The following is a 20,742-nucleotide window of genomic DNA, read 5'->3' on the forward strand; positions in this document are numbered from 1 at the left end:
CGCCGGACCGGCGGGCGCCCTCCCCGGCGGTCTAGCGGGTCAGGCGCCGCCCGGCGACGGTGACGACGAGGCGACCCGATCCCGTCGGCACCGTGAAGGTCACCGACCCGCGGCGGCCGACCGTGGCGCGGCGCACGACCTTGCCGCCGCGCTTGGCGACGACCGGGGAGGAGGCGCGGGCCCGGGTCACCGTGCACCGGACGCGGCGGCCGATGACGCGGCACGTCACGCGCGCGTCGCGCCCGGCCGGGCCGGTGGCCCCGCGCTCACCCTGCGGCCCGACGGGACCCTGCGGTCCGACGGGACCCTGCGCGCCCGCCGGGCCCTGGGCTCCGCCCGACCCCTGCGGCCCGGCGACGCCCTGCGGACCGACCGGGCCCTGCGGACCGACCGGACCCTGGGCGCCGGCCGCGCCCGTCTGACCGGTCGCGCCCGTCTGACCGGTCGCGCCGGTCTGGCCCGTCGCGCCCGTCGCGCCGGTGGCGCCCGTCGGCCCGGTCGCCCCGGTCGGGCCCTGCGCCCCGGTCGGACCGGTGGCCCCGTCGCGGACCGCGACGACCGCCTCCGAGGACGCGCTCGTCGCACCGTCCGGGCTCGTGGCGGTGACCCGGCAGGTCACCGCGCGGCCCACGTCGGCGTCGACCAGCTCGTAGCTCGTGCCCGTCGCCCCGGCGATCGCGGTGCTGCCGCGGAACCACTGGCGCGTGAACACCGGCGACCCGCTCCAGCTGCCGGTGTCGCAGGTCATCGTCGACCCGACGGACCCGGCGCCCGAGAGGCTCGGGGCGACGCTCACCGCGGGCGGTGCCAGGGTGGCGATGCGGCGCAGGTCCGAGGTCCCCAGGTGGTTGCCCGCGTCGATCGAGCCGCTCACGGCCCACAGCTCGCCGCCGGGCAGCAGCGCCAGACCGGTCATGTCCCGCGAGGAGCGGCTGTCGGCCACCGGCACCGTCGCGACGACCGAGCGGTCGCCCGCCGCGAGCGTCGTCTTCGCGGCCGGTGCGTCGAGCCGGATCACGGTCGCCGCCGAGACGCTCGCGTTCGGGTCGGTCTCGACCGCGAGGAGGTCCCCGTCGAAGGCGACCGCCAGGTCCGTCAGGCGCGCGGTCGCGGTCGAGAACGACAGCGTCACCTCGGTGAACGCGTCGGTCGCCACGTCGTAGCGGTAGAGCCGGTCGGTGTCGCTCGTCGACACGTAGACCGTGCCGCCGTCCGGGCTCGTCGCCACGCCCGACGGGGCGCCGCTCCCCGGGACCGTCTCCGTCTGGACGACGTTGCCCGCCGCGTCGAGCCGGGCGAGCCGCAGCGACGCGTTGGTGCTCACGACCCAGGCGCCGCCCGCGGCGATCGGCGCCACGTCCTCGAGCGTCGCCGCCGCCGGCGCGCCCGTCAGGTCGGTGTCGACCGACAGCGGCGCGTAGCCGCGGCCGCCCAGGCCGACGCGCAGGGTGCGCGCCGGCACCGTGCCGTCGACGAGGCTCAGCGACGAGGAGGAGGTCCCGGCACCGAGCCCGCGGACGTTGAAGTACGGCGTGCCCTGGCCGCGCGGGGTCAGGCGGTCGGCCGGCAGCGTGGCCGGGTCGACGAAGCGGTGCAGCGTGAAGAAGCCGGGCAGGCCGACCGCTCCGGCGGACTCCTCGTTGGCGACGACGACGAGCCGCCGGGCCGCGTTCACCGAGATCCCCTCCGGCGCCTCGCCGGTCGGGACGTGGGAGATCAGCCGCGGCGCGTCGGGCGACGTGATGTCCCAGGTCGACAGGGACTCCGAGCGCTCGCCGAGCACGAGCAGGTACTCGGTCCCGCCGATCGTCACGACGTCCATGCCCTCCGGCTCCGAGCCCTTGTCGGGGACGTCGTTGCGGGTGTCGTCGAGCATCCCGTAGTCCGCCGTCGCGCGGTCGAACGCCGAACCGATCCGGCTCACGAGCGTCCCGTCGGGCTGGTGGATCGAGAAGTCCCGCGTGCCGCCGATCGCGCCGTTCTCGCCCTCGTTGGCGATCGCCAGCAGCGTGCCGTTGGCCACCCACTTCACCGTGTCGGGCTGGCGCTCGCGCACCAGCGGGGTCTTGAACTGGAAGGTGGCCGGGACGTCGTTGGTGACGTCGGCCAGGAAGGAGGAGCTGCCGGCGCTGACGATCGCGGAGTCCGGCAGCGGGGAGGTTGCGGTGTCGAGGTCGAACACGGCGATCGCGTTGGCCTCCTGGATCGTGCCGGCGACCGTGTTGTCCGCGCGGACGTCGACGAACTCGGGCTGCGCGTCGACGCCCTCGGCGGCGAGGAAGCTCGCGGGCAGGGCCAGGAGGTCGGCGGTCCAGAGCGCCGGGTCGGCGGCGGACGTGTCGATGCGCACGAACCCGGGCACGCCGCCGGACGGCTCCCCGACCTCGCGGTCGTTCTCCACGGCGACGACCGCCCGGGTGCCGTCCGGGCTGACGCTCACCGAGTCCGGGACCTCCAGCAGCGGGGTCGTGCCGGGCGTGCCCGTGGGGGCGCCGGCCACCGCGCCGCCGTTGAAGGAGATGGTGCGCACGACCGCCAGGGTCGCGGCGTCGAGGACGTGGATGCCGTCGACCGGGTCGGTGCCCGTCTGGTTGTTGTCGTTGAACGGGACGAGCACGTACTGGTCGCGGACCAGGGCGACCGAGGTCGGGCCGGGCTCGTTGTCGCCCGTGCCGTCGCCGGTCACGAGGGTGGCGGACGTGGCGGCGAGCGTCGGGCTCGCGGGGTTCGCGAGATCCCACCGCACGACCGTCTTGCCCTGGGTGGCGACGAGGAACTGACCAGAGGACGCCAGGTCCACGATCTCGTTCGGTGCGGCGCCGAACCGCTCGCCGTGGGTGAGGTCGAGCGCGGCGGACGCGGAGGTCGGGGCGGCGAGGGCGGCGGCGGCGAGCACGCCGGCCGACGCGAGGGAGCGGCGGGGCACGGATGGTCCTCCTGGTGGTGACGGGAGCGGGCGACGCTAGGCCGCCGCGATGCACCGGCACCAGGGGCGTTCTCAGGATCGTCACGCCCCGGCAACACCGTCTTCACGAGCGGACGGCCCCGCGCCCGGCCGGGGCCAACTCCGACCGCGTTGGTAGGATTCGCACATGATCTTCACGACGAAGGCGGAGTACGGCGTGCGCCTGCTCGTCGAGCTGGGTCGGCACGCCGCCGAGCCGCAGCCGACCCCGACGTCGCTGAAGGCGATCGCCGAGGCCGAGGGCCTGCCGCTCGCCTACCTGGAGCGCATCGTCGCGCTGCTGAAGAAGGCCGGCCTCGTCGAGAGCACCCGGGGCGCGCACGGCGGCTACCGCCTGGCCCGCCCCGCCGACGACATCCGCATGGACGAGGCGGTGCTGGCGCTCGAGGGCGCGGTCGCCCCCATGACGTGCTTCGTCGACGACAGCGAGAGCGGTCGCGTGCTCTGCAACCACGAGGCCGACCGCGGCCACGGGTGCGCCACGAAGATCCTCTGGATGCGCGTGCAGGGCGGCGTCGTCAAGGCGCTGCAGGGCACGACCCTCGCGGATCTCGTCGCGTTCTCCGAGCGTCCCGGCCTCGCCGGGCTCGGCGAGCCGACCGGTGCCGCGCTCCCGCTCGCCGCGGGCTGACCGACCTTCCCCCTCCACCACCACGAAACCGGAAACCGCACACGCACATGGCTGACCTCGTTATCCGCAACCTCCACGTCCAGGTCGAGGACAAGCAGATCCTCAAGGGTCTGGACCTCACGGTGAACAAGGGCGAGGTCCACGCGCTCATGGGCCCCAACGGCGCCGGCAAGAGCACGCTCGCAAACGTGATCATGGGGCACCCCAGCCTCGAGGTCACCGAGGGCGAGATCCTCTACAAGGGCGAGAACATCGTCGAGGCGGATCCCGACGAGCGCGCGCGGCTCGGCCTCTTCATGGCCTTCCAGTACCCGGTCGCCATCCCGGGCGTGACGATCGCGAAGTACCTGCGCATGGTCATGAACGCCCACCGCCAGGCGCGCGGCGAGGACGACATCTCGCTGAAGGACTTCCGCAAGACCGTCGAGGCCGCGATGGCGCTCACGAACGTGCCGAAGGAGTTCTCCTCCCGCTACCTGAACGACGGCTTCTCCGGCGGCGAGAAGAAGCGCCTCGAGACGCTCCAGCTGGCGCTCCAGAAGCCCGAGATCGCGATCCTCGACGAAACCGACTCCGGCTTGGACATCGACGCCCTGAACGTCGTCGCGGGCGGCGTCAACGAGGTCGCGAAGGCCAACGGCACCGGCGTCCTGATCATCACCCACTACCAGCGCATCCTGCACCTCGTGCAGCCGAGCAAGGTGTCGATCCTCTACGGCGGCAGGATCGTCCACGAGGGCGGTCCCGAGCTCGTCGAGAAGCTCGAGTCCGAGGGCTACGGCTGGATCACCGGCACGGCCGAGGCGGCCACGGTCTGACCATGGCCCTCGCCGCCGACCGCCCCGCCGCCTCCGACTTCCCGACCCTCGACCGGGAGGGCGTCGTCTACCTCGACAGCGCCGCCACGTCGCAGACGCACCGGGCCGCGATCGCGGCGATGGACGCCTACTACGAGCAGCACCGGGCGAGCGTCCACCGGGGCGTCTACCGGATCGCCGTGGAGGCGACCGAGCTCTACGAGGGCGCCCGCGAGCGCGTCGCCGCGTGGCTCAACACGTCGGCGCGCTCCACGGTGTTCACGAAGAACGCGTCGGAGGCGATCAACCTCGTCGCCTACGCCTGGGGCGGCGCGAACGTCGGCCCCGGCGACACCGTCGTGGTGACCGAGATGGAGCACCACTCCAACCTCGTGCCGTGGCAGCTGCTGTGCGAGCGCAGCGGTGCGACGTTCGCGTACGTGCCGATCGACGACGAGGGCCGCCTGCAGCTCGACGAGCTCGATCGGCTGCTGCAGACCGGCACCGTGAAGGTCGTCGCCGTCGCGCACGTCTCCAACGTGCTGGGCACGATCAACCCGGTCGCCGACATCGTCGCCCGCGCCCACGCCGCCGGGGCGATCGCGGTCGTCGACGGGACCCAGGCCGTCCCGCAGCTGCCCGTGGACGTCGCCGCGCTCGGCGCCGACTTCTACGTCTGGACCGGGCACAAGGCGTACGGCCCGACCGGCATCGGCATCCTGCACGCCGACCCGGCGGTGCTCGAGGCCACGCCGCCGTTCCTCGGCGGCGGCCACATGATCTCCAACGTGACCCTCGACGGCTCGCGCTGGGCGGAGATCCCCGCGAAGTTCGAGGCGGGCACCTCGCCGATCGCCGAGGCCGCCGGTCTCGGCGCCGCGATCGCCTACCTGCAGGACCTCGGCATGGACACGCTGCGCGCCCACGAGCTCGACGTCACCGCCTACGCGCTCGAGCGCCTGCGGACCGTCCCGGGCCTCACGATCGACGGCCCGGCCGACGCCGCCGACCGCGGCGCGCTGGTGTCGTTCACGCTCGACTGCGCGCACCCGCACGACGTCGCCGAGATCGTCGCGCGACGCGGCGTCTGCGTGCGCGCCGGCCACCACTGCGCGCAGCCGCTGATGCAGCGCCTCGGCGTCGCCGCGACCACGCGCGCGTCGTTCGCCATCCACACCACCCGCGACGACGTCGACCAGCTCGTCACCGCCCTGGGCGACGTCGTCGACCTGTTCGGAGACTGACGATGGACGACCTCTACCGCGAGTACATCCTCGAGCACTACAAGCGCCCCCACAACTGGGGCCCGATGGAGTCGCCCGACCTCGAGGCCAGCGACAACAACCCGCTCTGCGGCGACCAGCTGACGGTCATGCTGCGCGTCGGGGACGGTGGCGTGATCGAGGACATCCGCTTCGACGGGCACGGCTGCGCGATCAGCCAGGCCAGCGCCTCGATGGCCTCCGACGAGGTCAAGGGCATGAAGGTCGACGACCTGCTGAAGCTCGACCGCGACTTCATCCTGGACCTGCTCGGCATCGACGTCTCCGCCACCCGGATGAAGTGCGCGCTGCTCTCGCTGAAGGTGCTCAAGAGCGCCGCGCTGGGCGACCACGTGGACTGGGAACCGGCCACCCCCGAGCCCGCGGCCCCGCCCGCCGGCTCCCGCGACGCCCTCTAGGGCGGTCGTTCGGGCGGACCGCGCCCGCGCCCTACCCCCGACCGGACCGTCGGCCTACGCTCGACCCATGGCCGACACGGCGGACCGCCCCCTGCCCGGGACCGAGGACCCCACCGCCCCGGAGCTCGACAGCGCTCTGCGCTACGCGCTCTCGCTCGCGGCCGCCTGGGACGGGTCCGACCAGCTCGACGGCGCGCTCACCGAGGACCTCACGCTGCGGTTCGCCGACCTCGTCAGCACCGTGGAGGACCGGTTCGCGCTCGTCGCGGAGCGCGCCGACCTGGACTGGGGCGACCAGGTCGTCCTCGGCCTGATCGCGCTCGCCGACCTCGCGCCCGAGCACGCGCTCGCCGTCGCCTCGACCGACCCGGCCGACCGCGGGCACGCCAGCGCCCGCGCGATGGCCCGCCTGCTCGTCGTCCGGGGCGCCGCCGAGGGGGAGACCTACCGCTGCGTCGCCGCCGACGGGGCGCTGCGCCGCAAGGGCCTCGTCCGGGCGCTCCCCGCCGGCCCCGAGGTGCCGCTGGCCGCGCGCGCGTTCGCGCTGACGGAGCCGACCGCCGCGTTCCTGCTGGCGGCCGACCTGCACGACCCGACCCGTGGCGGGCGGCTGCGGCGCGTCGGCCGCAGCGACCTGCCCGTCGGGCGCGCGGCGACCGTCGAGGCGCTCGAGGACGCCCTGCGCACCGCGGCGGTGACGCCGCTGTTCGTGCACGGACCCGACGCCACGCTCCTGCTCGCGGAGGCGTCCGGGGGCGGCGTGACGCTGATCCGCGCCCGCGACCTCGACGACGCCGCGCTGCTGCGTGACGCGCTCGCGGTCTGCGTCCTGGAGCACCGCGTCCTCGTCGTCGAGGGCGTCGAGGACCTCGAGCCCGAGCAGGCGCTCGCCCTGCCCGAGCAGCTGCGCGCGTACCCCGGCACCGTCGTGCTCGGCCACACGGGCCGCGAGCTGGCCGGCCTCGACGATCTCGCCGTGCGCGAGCTGCGCGTGCCCGCCCCGGGCCCCGACGACCGCCGCGCCGCGTGGACCGCCGGGCTCGGCGAGGTCCCCGGCATCGACGAGGTCGCGCAGCTGCACCGGCTGCCGGTCGCGCGGATCGCCGACGCGGTGCAGGACGTCCTCGCGGTCGTGGACCGCTCCGGCACGCTGCCGGACGCCGCGCTGCTGGCGCGCGCCGCGCGCAACGCGTCAGGGGCGCGGGTGGACGAGACGGCGCGCCGCACGCGCACCGACCTCGGCTGGGACGACCTCGTGCTGCCCGCCCGCCCGATGGGCCTGCTGCGGTCGGTGAGCGCGTTCCTGCGCCACCGCGAGCAGGTCCTCGACGACTGGGGCTTCGCCGCCGGGTCCGGTCGCGCGCACGGGGTCGTGGCGATGTTCACCGGTCCGTCCGGGACCGGCAAGACGCTCGCCGCGCGCGTGATCGCCGCCGAGCTCGGGCTCGAGCTGCTGCGCGTCGACCTGTCGACGCTCGTGTCGAAGTGGCTGGGGGAGACCGAGCGCAACCTCGACCGCATCTTCACCGCCGCCGAGGGCTCGAGCGCCGTCCTGTTCTTCGACGAGGCCGACGCGGTGTTCGGCAAGCGCGCCGGCGTGCAGGACGCGCGCGACCGCTACGCGAACCTCGAGGTCGCCTACCTGCTGCAGCGGATCGAGGCGCACGACGGACCGGTGCTGCTCGCGACGAACCTGCGCGGCAACATCGACGAGGCGTTCCTGCGCCGGCTCGACGCCGTGATCGAGTTCCCCGAGCCCGACGAGGCGGGCCGCCGTCGCCTGTGGGAGGTCCTGATCCCGCCGGGCGCCCCGCGCCACGACGACATCGACCTCGACTTCCTCGCCGCGCGCTTCGAGCTCACCGGCGGTGGCATCCGTAACGCCGCGCTCGCGGCGGCGGTGATGGCCGCCGAGGCGGGCGGGGCGATCCGCATGGAGCACCTCGTCCGCGGGGTCGCAATCGAGTACGCGAAGCTCGGCCGACTCGTGCTCGTCGCCGACTTCGAGCGCTTCCACGAGACCGTCCGCGAGCGCTGACTTCCCGTTCGCCCCGCCGTTCGGGCGGTCCTGCCGCGGGCCCTTCCCGCGCGCGCGAGGCCGCTCTACGGTGCGGCGCATGAGCGGCAAGGGCACGAAGAAGAAGGGCACCAAGAAGGCGCCGCCGAGCCGCACCCGGTTCGACGAGCTGCGCGACCAGAAGATCCAGCGGGATCTCGGGAGCGCCTCGTCCACCATGGTGGTCCTAAGTGGACAACTTTCGAACCCCCCTCGACCCCTGTTGCGGATGCTCCGGGGCGAGGGCGCCCAGGTCACGACGCATCCGAAGCAGACCGGTTCCGTCCCGCAGCGCCAACGCCAGGTTCATCTACCCGCGCAACATCAGCGCGACCTAATCGAGCGGTACAAGGCTGGCGCCACGCAGCGTGAGCTCGCCGGCCACTACGGCGTCCACCGGACCACTGTCAGCAAGATCCTGCAGCGCCACGGAGTTGAATCGCAGCGCGGCCTGCATCCCGATCTGATCGACGAAGCGGTCCGGCGCTACAACGAGGGCCAATCCCTAGCAACCGTCGGACGGGCTCTCGGCGCGGACCCCGGCACGGTCAGGGCGCGCCTGCTGGAACGCGGGGTAGCCATGCGCGACACGCATGGGCGGCAAACGTGATGGTCCAGCAACTTTCAACTCCTGAGGCACGACCAGCGCCGCTGGGGCGAATGTCCTCTCGCCCATGAGGTCTTCCGTTGGCTCTATTCTAGTGCTAGAATAGAGCCAATGGACTTGACCCCCGCAGAACTAACAATCCTCGGCCTCCTCGTTGAGCAGCCCCGGCACGGCTATGACCTGGAACAGGTCATCGAGCAGCGAGGGATCCGTCGGTGGACGGATATCGGCTTCTCGTCGATCTACTACGTGCTCGCGAAACTCGAGAAGGCGGGCCTTATCCATGGCGACAGCGATCGCCCGGGAGCCAAGTCAAGGAGGGTCTTCAAGGCCACTCCTGAAGGCGTCGAGGTCGCGACCAACGAGACATGCGCATTCATCGCCAGCCTTCGAGTACTTCCGCACCCGATCTTGGTCGGCTTGGCGAATCTGACCCTAATCGGCGATGACGACTACACCACCGCCCTGCAGAGCCGGCTTACACAACTTGAGTCTCGGCTGTCCGCAGTCAGGGCGGCCGAGCAGTCGCAAGCTCCGCTCCCACTACCCGCACGGGAGGTCTTCTCGTACACCCTCAACCATCTTGAGGCCGAAAAGGCATGGATCACGGAGCGGATCGGGGTGGCTCATGCGTAACAACGCGACGCCGGAGAGCCACGTCGTCGACGGCGTCTCCAAGGTCGGCGGCGCGCACTGCGAAACGACGGCGCTCGGCGTCCTCCTCAGCCACGCGGGGATCGCACTCTCGGAGCCGATGCGCTTCGGGCTTGGCTCCGGGTTGTCATTCGTCTATTGGGACTCGAAGCAGCAGACACTGCCGTTCCTGGGCGGCAGGGTTAAGCCGTTCGTACTCACCCAGAACTTGACGCGCCTGTTGGGCTTGGACTTGCGCGTGCATGAGACGACCTCCTCGCGACTCGCCTGGGAGCACGCACGCGAGGCGATCGATCGTGGGGTCCCCGTGGGCCTTCAACTCGACAGCTATGACCTCGAGTACTTCAACACCCGGGTGCACTTCGCTGGGCATGTCGTTGCGATGTACGGCTACGACGAGGAGCGCGCCTACCTGATTGACACCCAGCAGCAGGGCGGAGCTGTGTCCACGAGCCTTGAGAGCCTGGCACGAGCACGTGCGGCGAGAGGACCGATGGCGGCACGCCACCGGTCCTTCATCGTGGAGAAGTCGTCGGCCGAGGTGGACCACGAGCGGCTAGCAGTGGCCATCCCTCCAGCGATCACGACCTGCGCGGAAGCCTTCCTCAACCCGCCCATCGCCAACCTCGGCAACCAGGGCATCCTCACTGCCGCCAAGCGCATGCGGACTTGGTTCGACCGGGTCGATGACCCTCGCCAGGACCTGCCCGTCATCGCCTTGCTAATGGAACGGGCGGGCACCGGCGGCGCGCTCTTCCGAAACCTGTACCGCGACTTCCTCACCGAATGCTGCCAGCTACTCGAAGGGACGGCGGCCGCAGAAGTATTGACGGAGGGCCGGGATCTTTTCGCCGAGTCGGCGACGCTCTGGACGAGCGTTGCCGGGTTGGTAGAAGCAGCGGGCACGACCGGCGACACCAAGTACCTAGTCGCCGCAAGCCAACAGGTGGAGGACATTGCGGCAATTGAGACGCGCGCGATGGAGGCGCTCAGGTTGCTATCCGAAGTCTCCGCCTGAGCACGTCCGATGGAGAGCGTTGACGCGGAGGCCCGCTGCGCTACTTGGTGCTTGCGGTCCGCGCGGGAACCCAGACGCCCTCGTCGCGCATCACGTGCAAGTCCGGCACGCGGAGGCCCCGGCCGAAGAACATGAACTCACGGCCAACCTTCTGTACCTGCGCTGTGTGTGAGATGCCGAAGCGGAGGCAGCGGAAGTCTCTATATAGATCACGCGTGCGATCGTCGGCGTCGTACGACAATAGCCAGGGGTGCGGGGACTTCGTCAGGACTTGTGCGAGCTTCTGATGTTCGCTCCATGAGTGGTCGGTCATGTAGAGCTCCTCGCCGGGAACCACGTACGGCGGGTCCACGTAGAGAAGCACGGGCCGCGTGCGCCTGTTCAGCGTTCGGATCAAGTCGATCGCCCGCTCCTGTCGCACGTCGACGTGCGGTGCCAGCGTCTTGAGGGTCCGAAGTCGATTGATCAGGTCAGGCTTGTTGAAGCGCGCGTCGATCAACCAGTTGCCGGTTTGCTCGAGGCCGCCGATCGGGCGGGCACTGAGGATGCCCGACCGATTCGTTCGATTGAGGTAGAAGGTCGCGAATCCCAGGGAGAGGTCATCCTGACCGTCGGGCGCGAGATAGATGGCTCGCTGCGAGTGCCAAGTCTCAATGTCGACGGCGCAGTGCTCGACAAGCTTAATGAACCGGTCCGTGTCAAAGAAGACGGAGCGCCAGAACGCTGCGATGCCAGGGTTGAGATCGTTGATGATGAGCTTGTCCACGTGCCCATCTGCGAGCAGATGCAGACCGGCTCCTGCGCCACCAGCGTAAGGCTCGCAGTAGGTATCGACGGTCATGGTCTGGCTGGCCAGAACTCGCGCGAGATACGGGGCGAGTCGTGCCTTTCCGCCGGGATACCGCAGTGGCGATAGGTAGGCCGGCGTGCTCACTTCACCGACTCATTGATGCTGTTCAAAAGTGGGGTGTAGACCGCGCTGAAGTGTCGAGCCACGTGAGGACTCGCCTTTGCCGAAGGGTTGTGCATGTACTGATGCAGGTACACGACGCCGATGTCCTTGACGTCAAGGTTCGCCTGGACCAGATCCTTGCGTGTGCGCTTGGGCGTCTCGATGTCCGGGTCGAGCTTCAGGATGCAGCCCCGGATCTTCTTGGCAAGGGTGTCGCCCTCCTTCTTGCCCGACCACTTGAGGACCTTCTCGTCCGATACGGCCAGCTCAAGAATGACGCGCGCAAGGACACACGCTACCGCGTAGTTGTCGTTGATCGGGAACTGCTTCGCCTCCTTGAGGAGGCGCTGGATATTGGGCGACAGGTTGGTCAGCTTGACGCTGGAATAGAGGCAACGCTCGTCCTTCTGGTCACGCTTGCGACCACCGCCGTTGTCCGACTCCGATGAGCCGTCGGCGTTTGACTCGTCGTCGACGTCGTCCCTCTGATCGGGGTCGTCCTCGTCCGCGTCGGGATGCGGTGCTCCGGTCGTCGCGTCGGTCTCGTCTTCCCCGCCGGGAGCGTCCTCATCGTCCTCCGAAGCCTCGGCGTCAGGCGAATATGGGTGATCGGCGATACGTACGTGGTCGGGGAGGGATTCGCCAGCGTCTGGAACCAGATCAGCTTGTTCGTTCAGCAGGTGTCCGCGAAGGGTGTCGTTCTTGAAGGCGTCCACCGAGTTCTTCGCCAGAAAGTCGAACGCCCAGCTGAAGTAGGGATGCAATTGGTCAGCCGTGTGCTTCGCCCAGAGCGTCTGCGGCCCGGCGTCGGTGACCTGCTTCATCACGAACTGCATGCGCGTGAGCGTGACGCCACTGAAGAAGCGACCGATGTTAGTGAGCTTATCGGTGCGCACCCGCTTGATCAGCTCAACCAGCGCGGTGTCAGCTTGGTAGGCCTCAGTGAGTTCGTCAGCGATCGCGATGGAGCGCAGGGTGCCGCTATCGACGGGTGCCTTCATGCGCTTGCGATGCCGAGCGGTTTGCTCCGCACTCCATACGCGAACGCCCACACCGTCGTTCGCGCCAGTGTGCCGCAACGTCAACCATGGGTCTGCTTCTTCGCGGTCGTTCGCTACCGCGCAGTAGAGCGACTTCGGCGGTGAGCCGTTGCTCTTCTTGATCCGCTCGAAGGCGGCCTGATGCGCTTTGTCATCGGCCAACTTGGGGTCAGCCAGGAGCTTCAGTGCCGCGAACCGGCGATTCCCCTCCAGTACAACAAACTTCGAGCCGTCCTTCATGACAATTGGTAGCTCGGTGGGGTTTCCCTCCCCGCGCTCCACCAGATCGCGGGCGAGCGCAAGCATCTGACTGTAGCCATCGGCCAGGAGCCGGTTGATCGCCTCTCGGTCGTTCGAAGTACCGTCCGGGAGACGCGGGTTCTCGGGATCCAGAAGTGCCTGCGCGGGCCGGATCTGCTTGTAGTCCACGCTTCCCCTTCCTCAGGCCGACTGATCTGCAGGTAGCAGGTTAGCGTCGGGCGTCTTGTCCCGTTCCCGGTTTCATGTCACGTGGCATGAAACCGGCTGGCCCAGCACAGCACTACCAACGCCCGCGAGAGCTCCTCTGGACGGACCCGTGAATGTAGTCACCATCAGAACCCGTACTTCTCCTTCCGGAGGCGGAACGCCTTCTCGCCACCCTCCATTACGCGCGTGATCTCGTCGCGCACGGCGGGCACGTCAATAGCACCTTCCAGCTTGATCCGGCCACCGGACTGGTCGCCTTGCTTTCGGTAGTCGCACGCGATGACCAGCTCGGCGTCTCCATTGACGACAAGGTTCGCGTTGTGGCTGGCGAAGATGATCTGGCGCTTCTTCTTCGCTTCCCAGATGCGCGCGACGACGTCCTGTACGACCTGGCTGTCGAGATCTTCCTCGGGCTGATCGATGATCAGGGGCATCCCGGCCTGAGACAATAGGACGCGCAGCAGGGCGGTCGCCTGCTGGCCGGCCGAGGCAGCGCTGAAAGCGATGTACTCCTGCTCCTTGGTCTGGTATTCGAACTCGGGCTCATCCTTGATCGGTGTCAAGGCTAGATCGAGCCACCCATCCGCGGTGATCCTGCTGCGGATGCGCTGCTGGTCCGCAAGCGGGAACTCCAGGCGACTAAGCACGGGGGTCGCCTCGGTCGTGTGCTCGGCGTCCTCCTCCAGAAGCATGATTGCCTCCAGCTCGCCAAGGACCGCTTCCCACGTACCCAAGGGATCGGACTCCTTGGCGAGCATCATGAAGAGCTGCTCGACCTTGCCGCTGCGGACTCCGGAGCCCTGAATGAACCCCTTGAACTTCTGCTCGACCGCCGCGAGGCCTCGTCCGCGGTTGATCGAGGAACGAAGGAGGCCATCAGACAGGTTGGACAGCCGCTCACTCTCCTCGACCAGGAGTTGCGTTCGCTGGCGATAGAGATCGACAAGGTCCGCGCGCAGTTTGGCGTGCGTTGCGATCGGGTCTCCTAGGCCCTTTCGGTCCTCCCGGTGCCTGGCAAGCAGTTGAGCACTGTCCTCGCGTCGGCGCTCAACGCCAGCGAGCTCGTCCAACTTCGCCTGGTGGGCAGTCGACCTGCCCGTCACTTCTGCATACAGAACGTTGAATTCGGCTAGCGACGTGCGGGCCGCCTGCTCCAAACCTGCTAGCTCGGACTCAGGCTCGCGAGCCCCTTCGATCGCCTTCAGAGCGTCGGCGACGGTGCGGGTGAGGTCGTCGAGGAGCCTCTGGCGACCGGATGCGAGCGCCATGAGCACGTCCGTAAGGTCGTCCGGCGACTCCCCGGCAATGGACTGTTCCTTGGTGGACTCGATCTGGCCGAGGAAACGCTGGCCAAGTTCCTCCAGCGCATCGAGGTCACGTTGCTGGGCGTCCAGCCTCTGACGCACCGAGTCGTACATCGGCTTCAAGTCAAGGATCTTGCGATCGTCTTCGGAGAGATCGGCGAGCGAGCTACGGAGATTGGCGGCTTGCTCGGCGAGTGAGCGCTCTGCCAGACGCTGACGTTCGACAGCAAGGTCGAGGTCGCGAGCGCGCTGAACCTTTGCGTAGTTCTCCCGGAGGCGTCCGGCGAGTTCGGTGATCTTCTGTTCCAGCCCATCAAGGCTGCGCTGGATGGGGGCGGTGACGAAGCGGGTCAGTTCGTCGACTTTGAGAGCGACGCTGCTGAGCTGCTTCTGGCTGTAGGCATGGATCGGCAGCAGGGACCGAACGTGGTCTTCGCGGACCTTGGTGAATTCCTCTGGGCCCACCTTGAGGAGGATCTCGCCGCTCGCCGAGTCTCGTCGTACGACGTGGGGGATCTCGTTGATCGAGAAGTGGACCTCGACCTGGCCAGCCATGGGCTTGAGGGTGTTCTCGATCAGTCGCTCCCGACGAACGGTCGGGTTCGCGAGTTCCTCGTCGCCGGCCTGTGCCGCCTGGTCGCACAAGCCCCATCGCAAGTAGTCGAGGATCGTGGACTTGCCGGTTCCACGGCCACCGATCACGGCGTTGTACTGCGCGTTGAACGCGACATCGATCGGACCGAGGAACTTGCTGTTCGAGACCGTCAGCCGCGAGATGAGGACAGATGGGAGTTCAGGCTCGGCATGGGCGATGCGTGATTCCGGCCCGAGACAGGCTTGCCTGACCGCCTCCGCCGTCGGCTCAGCCCACTTGACCCACGTGGAGGGTGTTCCAAGAGTCGTGAAGTCGTCGCTGCGAGCATCGGAGGTCTGGAAGATTGCGATTGACTTGTTGCCCCACGACGCGTCTTTGCCCGCGAACTTGGTGGCGTTCCCCGTCCCGATCTTGTCGACGGTGCCGTCGAGATAGCCGCCAACGCAGGGCATCTCCTTGTACTTCGTCGCCATTCCGCTGCGCATGAGCGTCTGATGACCCTTATCGGTCACGTTTGGCAGGACGATGAAGTGATCCCGCAGCCAGTCACGCCGGTTGAGGATGTCGTAGAGGTCGCGGAGGCTCGTGATGTGCTCGAGCACCTTCACATCGGGAAGCTTGTCCGCAGCCGGGTCATGAGCCTCGCAGTCGAGTGCTTCAAGCACCTGTGGCAGGCGGTCGTCGGGGAGGTCCGCGTCGAGGATGAGCAACGCCTGGCACGGAACGCCGAGCGTCAGTTCTACGCCCGGGAACACCACGAGCTGCTGATCCGCCGGCAGCACGTTGCCGTCCGCATCGGTCTCCGCCCTCGCGGCCGCCCGAATGACGGGCGCCATCACAAGGTCATGATGATCCGTAATGGCCACGGCATGAAGGCCGAGGACGCGGCACTGTCGAACGAACCGCTCGGCGTACGCCTGCCTCTCAGCCTCGTTCTTGGGTCGCTGGCCCTTCCATCGCGCGTCGCGCGGAGTGTGGACTTGAAAGTCGGTGCGGTGGAAGTGGGCACCATGGTCGCGATCAGTCACCCGAGCCCTCCGCCCAGTCCTCAGCAACGCGCAGACCAGCTTCCGCCGTGGTGAAGAAGTAGTCGACCTTGCCGGCCGGCGCCGCGGCGAAATGATGGCGTGCGAACCGAATGCGCATCGCCTCGTCCCAGTCGAGATCGTCGAGGTTGATCGTGCCCTTCGTCTCGCGGACGAGGTAGAGCCGCTCGGTGCCGTTGTCGTCGTAGACGATCGCCCAGTCCGGCGAGTACTCGCCAACCGGGGTGCGAACCTTGAAACGACGGGGAAGCTTGGTGAACAGCTTGACGTTGTCGGAGCTGTTCTCGAGCTTGGCGGCGAACTCGCGTTCGACATGGCTGTCGTAGATGACGTGGTCGAACAGGTTCAGGCCGCCCTCGGGGGCCTTGACGACACCGTTCTTGGGATCGGTTCCGCCACGGGCTGGCGGCGGGTTCTGCTCTTCGGCTTCGAGGAACACGACCTCGGCATCCCACCAATCGTCTTCGTTCTCGGGTTCGTAGCCGACGTGCTTGACCATCTCCTCGATGGTGACGGTCCGGATGGCGTGCGCGACGATGCGCGCCCAGCGCTCAGGGTCGTCGATGGCCCGGGCCTTCAGCTTCGCGGGCACCTCCGCGATGATCGCCGCGATGGTCGGGCGTGTCAGGTGCAGCGGAAACTTGGTGGCCAGGAGCTGGTCCTCGACCAGGCGAACCACGTCAGGGAGCCGCTGGCCGACGATGGTGATGGAGGTTCCGGCGCTCTCGGCGACCTCTGTGTCGGTGGTGATGACCTTGCCGTCATCGTCGTACTGCAGCTCGGCCGACTGGACGATGTTGGTGCGCTTGGCGAGGAAGCGGATGTCGTCGAGGTGCTCCGAGTCCGCAACGGCGGCAGGCAGCACCGAGGGATCGATCGTGACGCGGTAGCGCGCCTTGTAGCGAATCCGGCCCCAGAGCTCCTTGAACTCGGGGCTGAGGAACTTGTCGTTGCGGCGCTTGACGGTGACGGTGTTGTCGGCGTCGTCAGGCTCGGGGCCTCCGCCGCCACCGGCTGCGGCGTACTCCTTGTTCAGGCCGTCGCGGAACTCGCTGAACGTCTCGTCGACCACGAGAGTGAGCCGGCAGACTGCCGGATCGGTGACGCGTCGCCCCGTCTCGTCGACAGGCAGACGCAGCCCGCGTCCAATCTGCTGACGCCTCTCCACCTCTGAACCGCTGTGGCGGAGGAACCCGACCTGGAAGACGTTCGGGTTGTCCCAGCCCTCCTTGAGCGCTGAGTGGCTGAAGATGAACGCCCTCGGGTTGTCCTTGGTCAGGATGAGTTCCTTGTTGGCAACGATCTCCTCATAGGCGCGAGCCTGCTGCTCCTGCGCATCCTTCGAAGCGCCGGTTGCGTCCTTGAAGATGCCCGTCTTGGTCGACGGGAAGTAGTGCACCCGAAGCGTTGCGGGGTCCGGGCACGCGGCCGGATCGTTGCCTGCCCGCTGCCACTCCTCGCGGTAGAGGGCATCGAAGATGTCCGGAAGCACTGGTGCCGGCTGGTCCTCGACCCGCCAGTAGTCAGCAACGCGCTCCACGAAGAACAGAGAGAGCACCTTGACGTCGTGGCCCGCGGCGTCGATGTGGGACTGACGCTGGATGTGGGCGCGGATCGTGTGACGGATCTGGTCCTGCCAGACGGTGAGGCGATCGACGCCCGTCTCCTCGCCCATACGGAGTTCCATACCGTTCTCGAAGATGACGCGGTCGGGCTTGCGCTCGAAGCGATCGACGACCATGCCCCGGTACTGGTCGAGGCCGTTGGAGACGTCGTAGAGATCGTCGCCGTTCTGCAGGACGGCCTCGGTGCGCTTCGGCCCGTTTGCGGAGTCGACGTCGATCATGACCTCAGCAAAGAGGCGGCGCGCTTTGGAGCGGAGCTTGTCGATGCGCAGGTATGGCTTGCCGGAGTCTCCGGCAGCGATTCCTTTGACGGAGACGCGCTTTACGAGGCCGAGCTCGGTTGCGGCCTTAGGACCGAGGCGGTGAACGAGGTTGAACTTCTCGGCGTGGGTTGCGCTGTAGCGGAGCACGACCAGGGGGTTCAGCGTCGCGATGGCCTTCTTGCGAAGGTCCGTCTTAAAGTTCTGCGGCTCATCGACGATGACGACAGGGTTCACGCCCGCGATGGACGCCATGCCTGAGCCCGACTCGCCCCAGAGCTGAGGCTGCTCGGCCTCCTGGTAGACAACACCGGTGTCGGGCTTGTCGATCGCCTGAACGCTGGCTACAAGGAACTGCACAGTGCTGCTGGGCTCGAGGAAGTCATCTAGCGCGGGGCCTTCACCAAGCACACCCCATCGGTATTGGAGCCCAGGGAACTTCGCTCGGAAGTGTTCCTCGGTCTGCTCGAAGGTTTTGATCACCCCGGCGCGAATGGCGACGGAGTGGACGAGGATTACGAACTTGCGCAGGCCGTGGGCCTGGGCCATTTGGAGCGCCGTCGCGATGTAGACGTAAGTCTTTCCCGTGCCGGTCTCCATCTCGACCGAGAAGTTCGGGAAGTCGCGCGACTCGCCCTGAAGGTCGTCGTCCACTTCGAGGAGCTGCAGCTCGGTCTGCTTGTCAACCCCGTCTTCGCGTGAAGTCACTTCTGCCAGCCGGTCGACGAGTGTCGCCCGATCGAGCTTGAACCCAGCGTGGCCACTGGCGCCCGGCGCCTGGCCGACAATGCCTCCCGCGGGTGGAGTCAGTGCTCCCTCAAAGAGATCGGTGACTGCCGCGATAGCGCTCGCCTGGTGTGGCTGATCTTCAAAGCGAAACTTCACGGGCCACCCGCTCCAGGAGCACGAGGTTCTTCTGCATGCGAGGCGCAAGAGTCAGGGTGGTGGCGTCATCGACCTTGTCGCCACGCAGGATCAGGGTGTCGTCGACACCGACCCCGAGCTTGTCAGCGGTCTCCACAGTGAACGCATCGAGAGAGACGAGGAGCCGGCCGGTGCCCTTGCCGTCGGCCTGCACGAACTCGAACACGGAAACGCCGTCGATGTCATGCTCCGTGACCTGCGAGTCGAGCTTGGACCCAGTCGACTTCAGGACAAGCTCCCACGCCACGGAAGCATCGTCCGCACCCTCAACAACGGGCGCCTGCTGAACATTGACGAGCGATGCCTGCACGTAATCCTCGCCCGTCAAACCCGCCTCGGCCACGATCGGCTTCTCAATGATCAGGTTGGTTTCGCGCGCACGGAAGATCCGGAAGCCGAGCGAGTCGTCCCCGATCGCCTTGGCTGCGCGCCTGAGACGCTCAGCAGTGATCTCAAAGATGGTCTCGTAGCCAGCCTTGATGGCGGCCTTGCCCGTCTTCTCTGTCTCGTCCGGCTTCTCTGGGGCCTGAACGAGTACCCAGTTTCGGGTCCTGCCGTCCCTGGGGTTCTGTTCCCACACAGCGTGCCCTGTTGAGCCTGATCCGGCGAAGAAGTCGATGATCAAGTCGCCGTCTCCAGTGAGCGAGTGGATGAGGCGCCCGAGCACGTCGGTGTTCTTAGGATTGTCGAAGACGGACGCGCCCATCAGGTCCTTCACCGCCCGGGATGCTGCGCGTCGGTCGCGGTAAAAGACGGACGGCGGCGCCCATTCCTCGTGCTCCTTGAGGAACCGCTTGACGGTGATCCGCTTCTCGAGCGAGTCTGGGTAGATGAGTCGGTCGTCGGCATCGAGCTCAGCCATCTTCGATTCTTGGTAACGCCATCCGTTCTCCGGAACGGCGTACCCCTTCCAGTCGAAAACGAGGTTGGGGCGAGGATTCGGGCTCGCGATGTCGCCTGCGTAGTAGACGCCGCGGCGCTCAATGAGGCAGTAGTGCTCGTGCTCCTTCGACGGATCCTCGTCCGAAAGGGTCTTGTACCAAGCCTTCATGTCTGCGGTCGCGGCCGCGTAGTCCTCGCCATGCTTCGCCATCAGCTGGTCGACCTTGGCGTAGATCGGCTCGAGTCCGTTCTTTCGCTCACGCCAGCGGGTATCGAGCTGCTTCAGATATTCACGGTCGCGGGCGTACAGGAGGATGTAGTCCTGGCCCCCACCCGTGAGTTTGGCGTCGCCCTTGCGGGCGCCTCGCCACGTCATCATGTCGACGAAGTTCGCAGCCCCGAACACTGCGTCGAGCAGCAACCTCAGGTGGTGCACCTCGTTGTCGTCGATCGAGACAAGGATGACCCCGTCACGTCGAAGGAGGTGTCTTGCCACCGCGAGTCGTGGAAACATCATGCTCAGCCACGGCGCATGCTTCTTGCCAGCCTTTTCCAGCTTGCTGGTGGTCACGTTGCCCTGCTCGTCGACCTGGCCCGTGGCCTTCAGGTACTCGCTCTCAGGGACCGAGTAGTCGTCGTTGTAAGTGAAGGTGTCGCCTGTGTTGTACGGCGGGTCGATGTAGACGAGCTTTGCCGCGCCGGAGTAGCCAGACTTCAGGAGCTTGAGCACCTGTAGGTTGTCGCCCTCGATGAGGACGTCGCGGGCTGTGTCCCAGTTCAGGGAGGCATCGGGATCAGGCACAAGCGTCGCGGTCGTTGCGGCTCGCGCATCAGCGCGCGCCTGTTCGATACCGGGCCACGTGAAGGAGAAGGACGCGGCCGACTGATCCCCGTCGCCTAGTGCGGCGAGAAGCAGGCCCGCGTCGAGATCGCCGTCCGGGAACGCAGATGGCACAAGGTCACGAAGGGCGGCGAGCAACACTTCCCGCTCGTCCGTCGTCGCACCCTGCACCTGTGAAGCGTCCGTCATGCCCCCTACCTCATCCTCGACTGGATTGAGCCAGGCCACCCCAGCACGGGTGGGCTCTGGCTCAGGCAGAACCCTACCGACCAGGGCCGACAGTCGGAGGGCGTTGTGCACACCACGGCGCTGGCAAGACGGGCGCGCGCCCCACGCGACACCAGCCACCGCGGGACGGACACCTTCGCCACAATATTCACTTTTCATACCGTTTCA

At 67.8% G+C, this 20,742-nt stretch carries 14 protein-coding genes; 8 read left to right on the forward strand and 6 right to left on the reverse strand.

Annotated elements, in window-relative coordinates:
- Positions 1-31 precede the first annotated feature (31 nt).
- Positions 32-2,926: a hypothetical protein gene (locus GKE82_RS30430; protein ID WP_230317223.1), complete on the reverse strand. Its 2,895-nt coding sequence runs from the start codon at positions 2,924-2,926 to the stop codon at positions 32-34.
- 166 nt (positions 2,927-3,092) lie between these two features.
- Here GKE82_RS30430 and GKE82_RS20950 point away from each other — a divergent pair, with 166 nt between their 5' ends.
- The 8 genes from GKE82_RS20950 (at position 3,093) to GKE82_RS20985 (ending at position 10,409) form a co-directional block, all read left to right on the forward strand.
- A complete protein-coding gene (locus tag GKE82_RS20950) occupies positions 3,093-3,596 on the forward strand; it encodes an Rrf2 family transcriptional regulator (protein WP_107569048.1) in 504 nt (167 codons plus the stop codon).
- A gap of 47 nt (positions 3,597-3,643) precedes the next feature.
- Entirely contained in the window at positions 3,644-4,414 is a 771-nt protein-coding gene (gene sufC, locus GKE82_RS20955) for a Fe-S cluster assembly ATPase SufC (protein WP_154734645.1), read from the forward strand.
- Between the two features lie 2 nt (positions 4,415-4,416).
- On the forward strand, positions 4,417-5,637 hold the full coding sequence (locus tag GKE82_RS20960) for a SufS family cysteine desulfurase (protein ID WP_154734646.1): 1,221 nt from the start codon (positions 4,417-4,419) through the stop codon (positions 5,635-5,637).
- A 2-nt stretch (positions 5,638-5,639) separates the two neighbouring features.
- Positions 5,640-6,074, forward strand: coding sequence for an iron-sulfur cluster assembly scaffold protein (locus GKE82_RS20965; protein WP_107569051.1), 435 nt, complete (start codon positions 5,640-5,642; stop codon positions 6,072-6,074).
- Between the two features lie 67 nt (positions 6,075-6,141).
- Positions 6,142-8,112, forward strand: coding sequence for an ATP-binding protein (locus GKE82_RS20970; protein ID WP_154734647.1), 1,971 nt, complete (start codon positions 6,142-6,144; stop codon positions 8,110-8,112).
- A gap of 79 nt (positions 8,113-8,191) precedes the next feature.
- Positions 8,192-8,740 carry a helix-turn-helix domain-containing protein gene (locus tag GKE82_RS27370; RefSeq protein WP_196189364.1) on the forward strand — a complete coding sequence of 183 codons (549 nt, stop codon included), beginning with the start codon at positions 8,192-8,194 and terminating at the stop codon, positions 8,738-8,740.
- A 108-nt stretch (positions 8,741-8,848) separates the two neighbouring features.
- Positions 8,849-9,373, forward strand: a complete 525-nt coding sequence (locus GKE82_RS20980) for a PadR family transcriptional regulator (RefSeq protein WP_154734648.1) — start codon at positions 8,849-8,851, stop codon at positions 9,371-9,373.
- On the forward strand, positions 9,366-10,409 hold the full coding sequence (locus tag GKE82_RS20985) for a BtrH N-terminal domain-containing protein (protein WP_154734649.1): 1,044 nt from the start codon (positions 9,366-9,368) through the stop codon (positions 10,407-10,409). Before GKE82_RS20980 ends, GKE82_RS20985 begins: the two co-directional genes overlap by 8 nt.
- A 40-nt stretch (positions 10,410-10,449) precedes the next feature.
- On the opposite strand, the gene GKE82_RS20990 is transcribed toward GKE82_RS20985, so the two are convergent.
- The 5 genes from GKE82_RS20990 to GKE82_RS21010 all read right to left on the reverse strand — a co-directional run bounded on the left by GKE82_RS20990 (position 10,450) and on the right by GKE82_RS21010 (position 20,646).
- Positions 10,450-11,343, reverse strand: coding sequence for a DNA adenine methylase (locus GKE82_RS20990; RefSeq protein ID WP_309233736.1), 894 nt, complete (start codon positions 11,341-11,343; stop codon positions 10,450-10,452).
- Positions 11,340-12,830: a hypothetical protein gene (locus GKE82_RS20995; RefSeq protein WP_154734650.1), complete on the reverse strand. Its 1,491-nt coding sequence runs from the start codon at positions 12,828-12,830 to the stop codon at positions 11,340-11,342. The genes GKE82_RS20990 and GKE82_RS20995 overlap by 4 nt, the downstream gene beginning before the upstream one ends.
- A gap of 164 nt (positions 12,831-12,994) precedes the next feature.
- Positions 12,995-15,796: a TrlF family AAA-like ATPase gene (locus GKE82_RS21000; RefSeq protein ID WP_154734651.1), complete on the reverse strand. Its 2,802-nt coding sequence runs from the start codon at positions 15,794-15,796 to the stop codon at positions 12,995-12,997.
- Positions 15,789-18,584 (reverse strand): DEAD/DEAH box helicase family protein, encoded by a 2,796-nt coding sequence (locus GKE82_RS21005; RefSeq protein ID WP_309233737.1) that lies wholly within the window; start codon positions 18,582-18,584, stop codon positions 15,789-15,791. Before GKE82_RS21005 ends, GKE82_RS21000 begins: the two co-directional genes overlap by 8 nt.
- A complete protein-coding gene (locus GKE82_RS21010) occupies positions 18,568-20,646 on the reverse strand; it encodes a site-specific DNA-methyltransferase (protein ID WP_309233738.1) in 2,079 nt (692 codons plus the stop codon). The genes GKE82_RS21005 and GKE82_RS21010 overlap by 17 nt, the downstream gene beginning before the upstream one ends.
- Positions 20,647-20,742: the final 96 nt, after the last annotated feature.

It is taken from the genome of Conexibacter sp. W3-3-2, assembly GCF_009707605.1.
Classification (GTDB): Bacteria; Actinomycetota; Thermoleophilia; order Solirubrobacterales; family Solirubrobacteraceae; genus Paraconexibacter; species Paraconexibacter algicola.

Coding starts and splice junctions, on each gene's coding strand:
- GKE82_RS20970 (WP_154734647.1), top strand. CDS start 6,142: ATGGCCGACACGGCGGACCGCCCCCTGCCCGGGACCGAGGACCCCACC.
- sufC (WP_154734645.1), top strand. CDS start 3,644: ATGGCTGACCTCGTTATCCGCAACCTCCACGTCCAGGTCGAGGACAAG.
- GKE82_RS20980 (WP_154734648.1), top strand. CDS start 8,849: ATGGACTTGACCCCCGCAGAACTAACAATCCTCGGCCTCCTCGTTGAG.
- GKE82_RS20965 (WP_107569051.1), top strand. CDS start 5,640: ATGGACGACCTCTACCGCGAGTACATCCTCGAGCACTACAAGCGCCCC.
- GKE82_RS20960 (WP_154734646.1), top strand. CDS start 4,417: ATGGCCCTCGCCGCCGACCGCCCCGCCGCCTCCGACTTCCCGACCCTC.
- GKE82_RS20950 (WP_107569048.1), top strand. CDS start 3,093: ATGATCTTCACGACGAAGGCGGAGTACGGCGTGCGCCTGCTCGTCGAG.
- GKE82_RS20985 (WP_154734649.1), top strand. CDS start 9,366: ATGCGTAACAACGCGACGCCGGAGAGCCACGTCGTCGACGGCGTCTCC.
- GKE82_RS27370 (WP_196189364.1), top strand. CDS start 8,192: ATGAGCGGCAAGGGCACGAAGAAGAAGGGCACCAAGAAGGCGCCGCCG.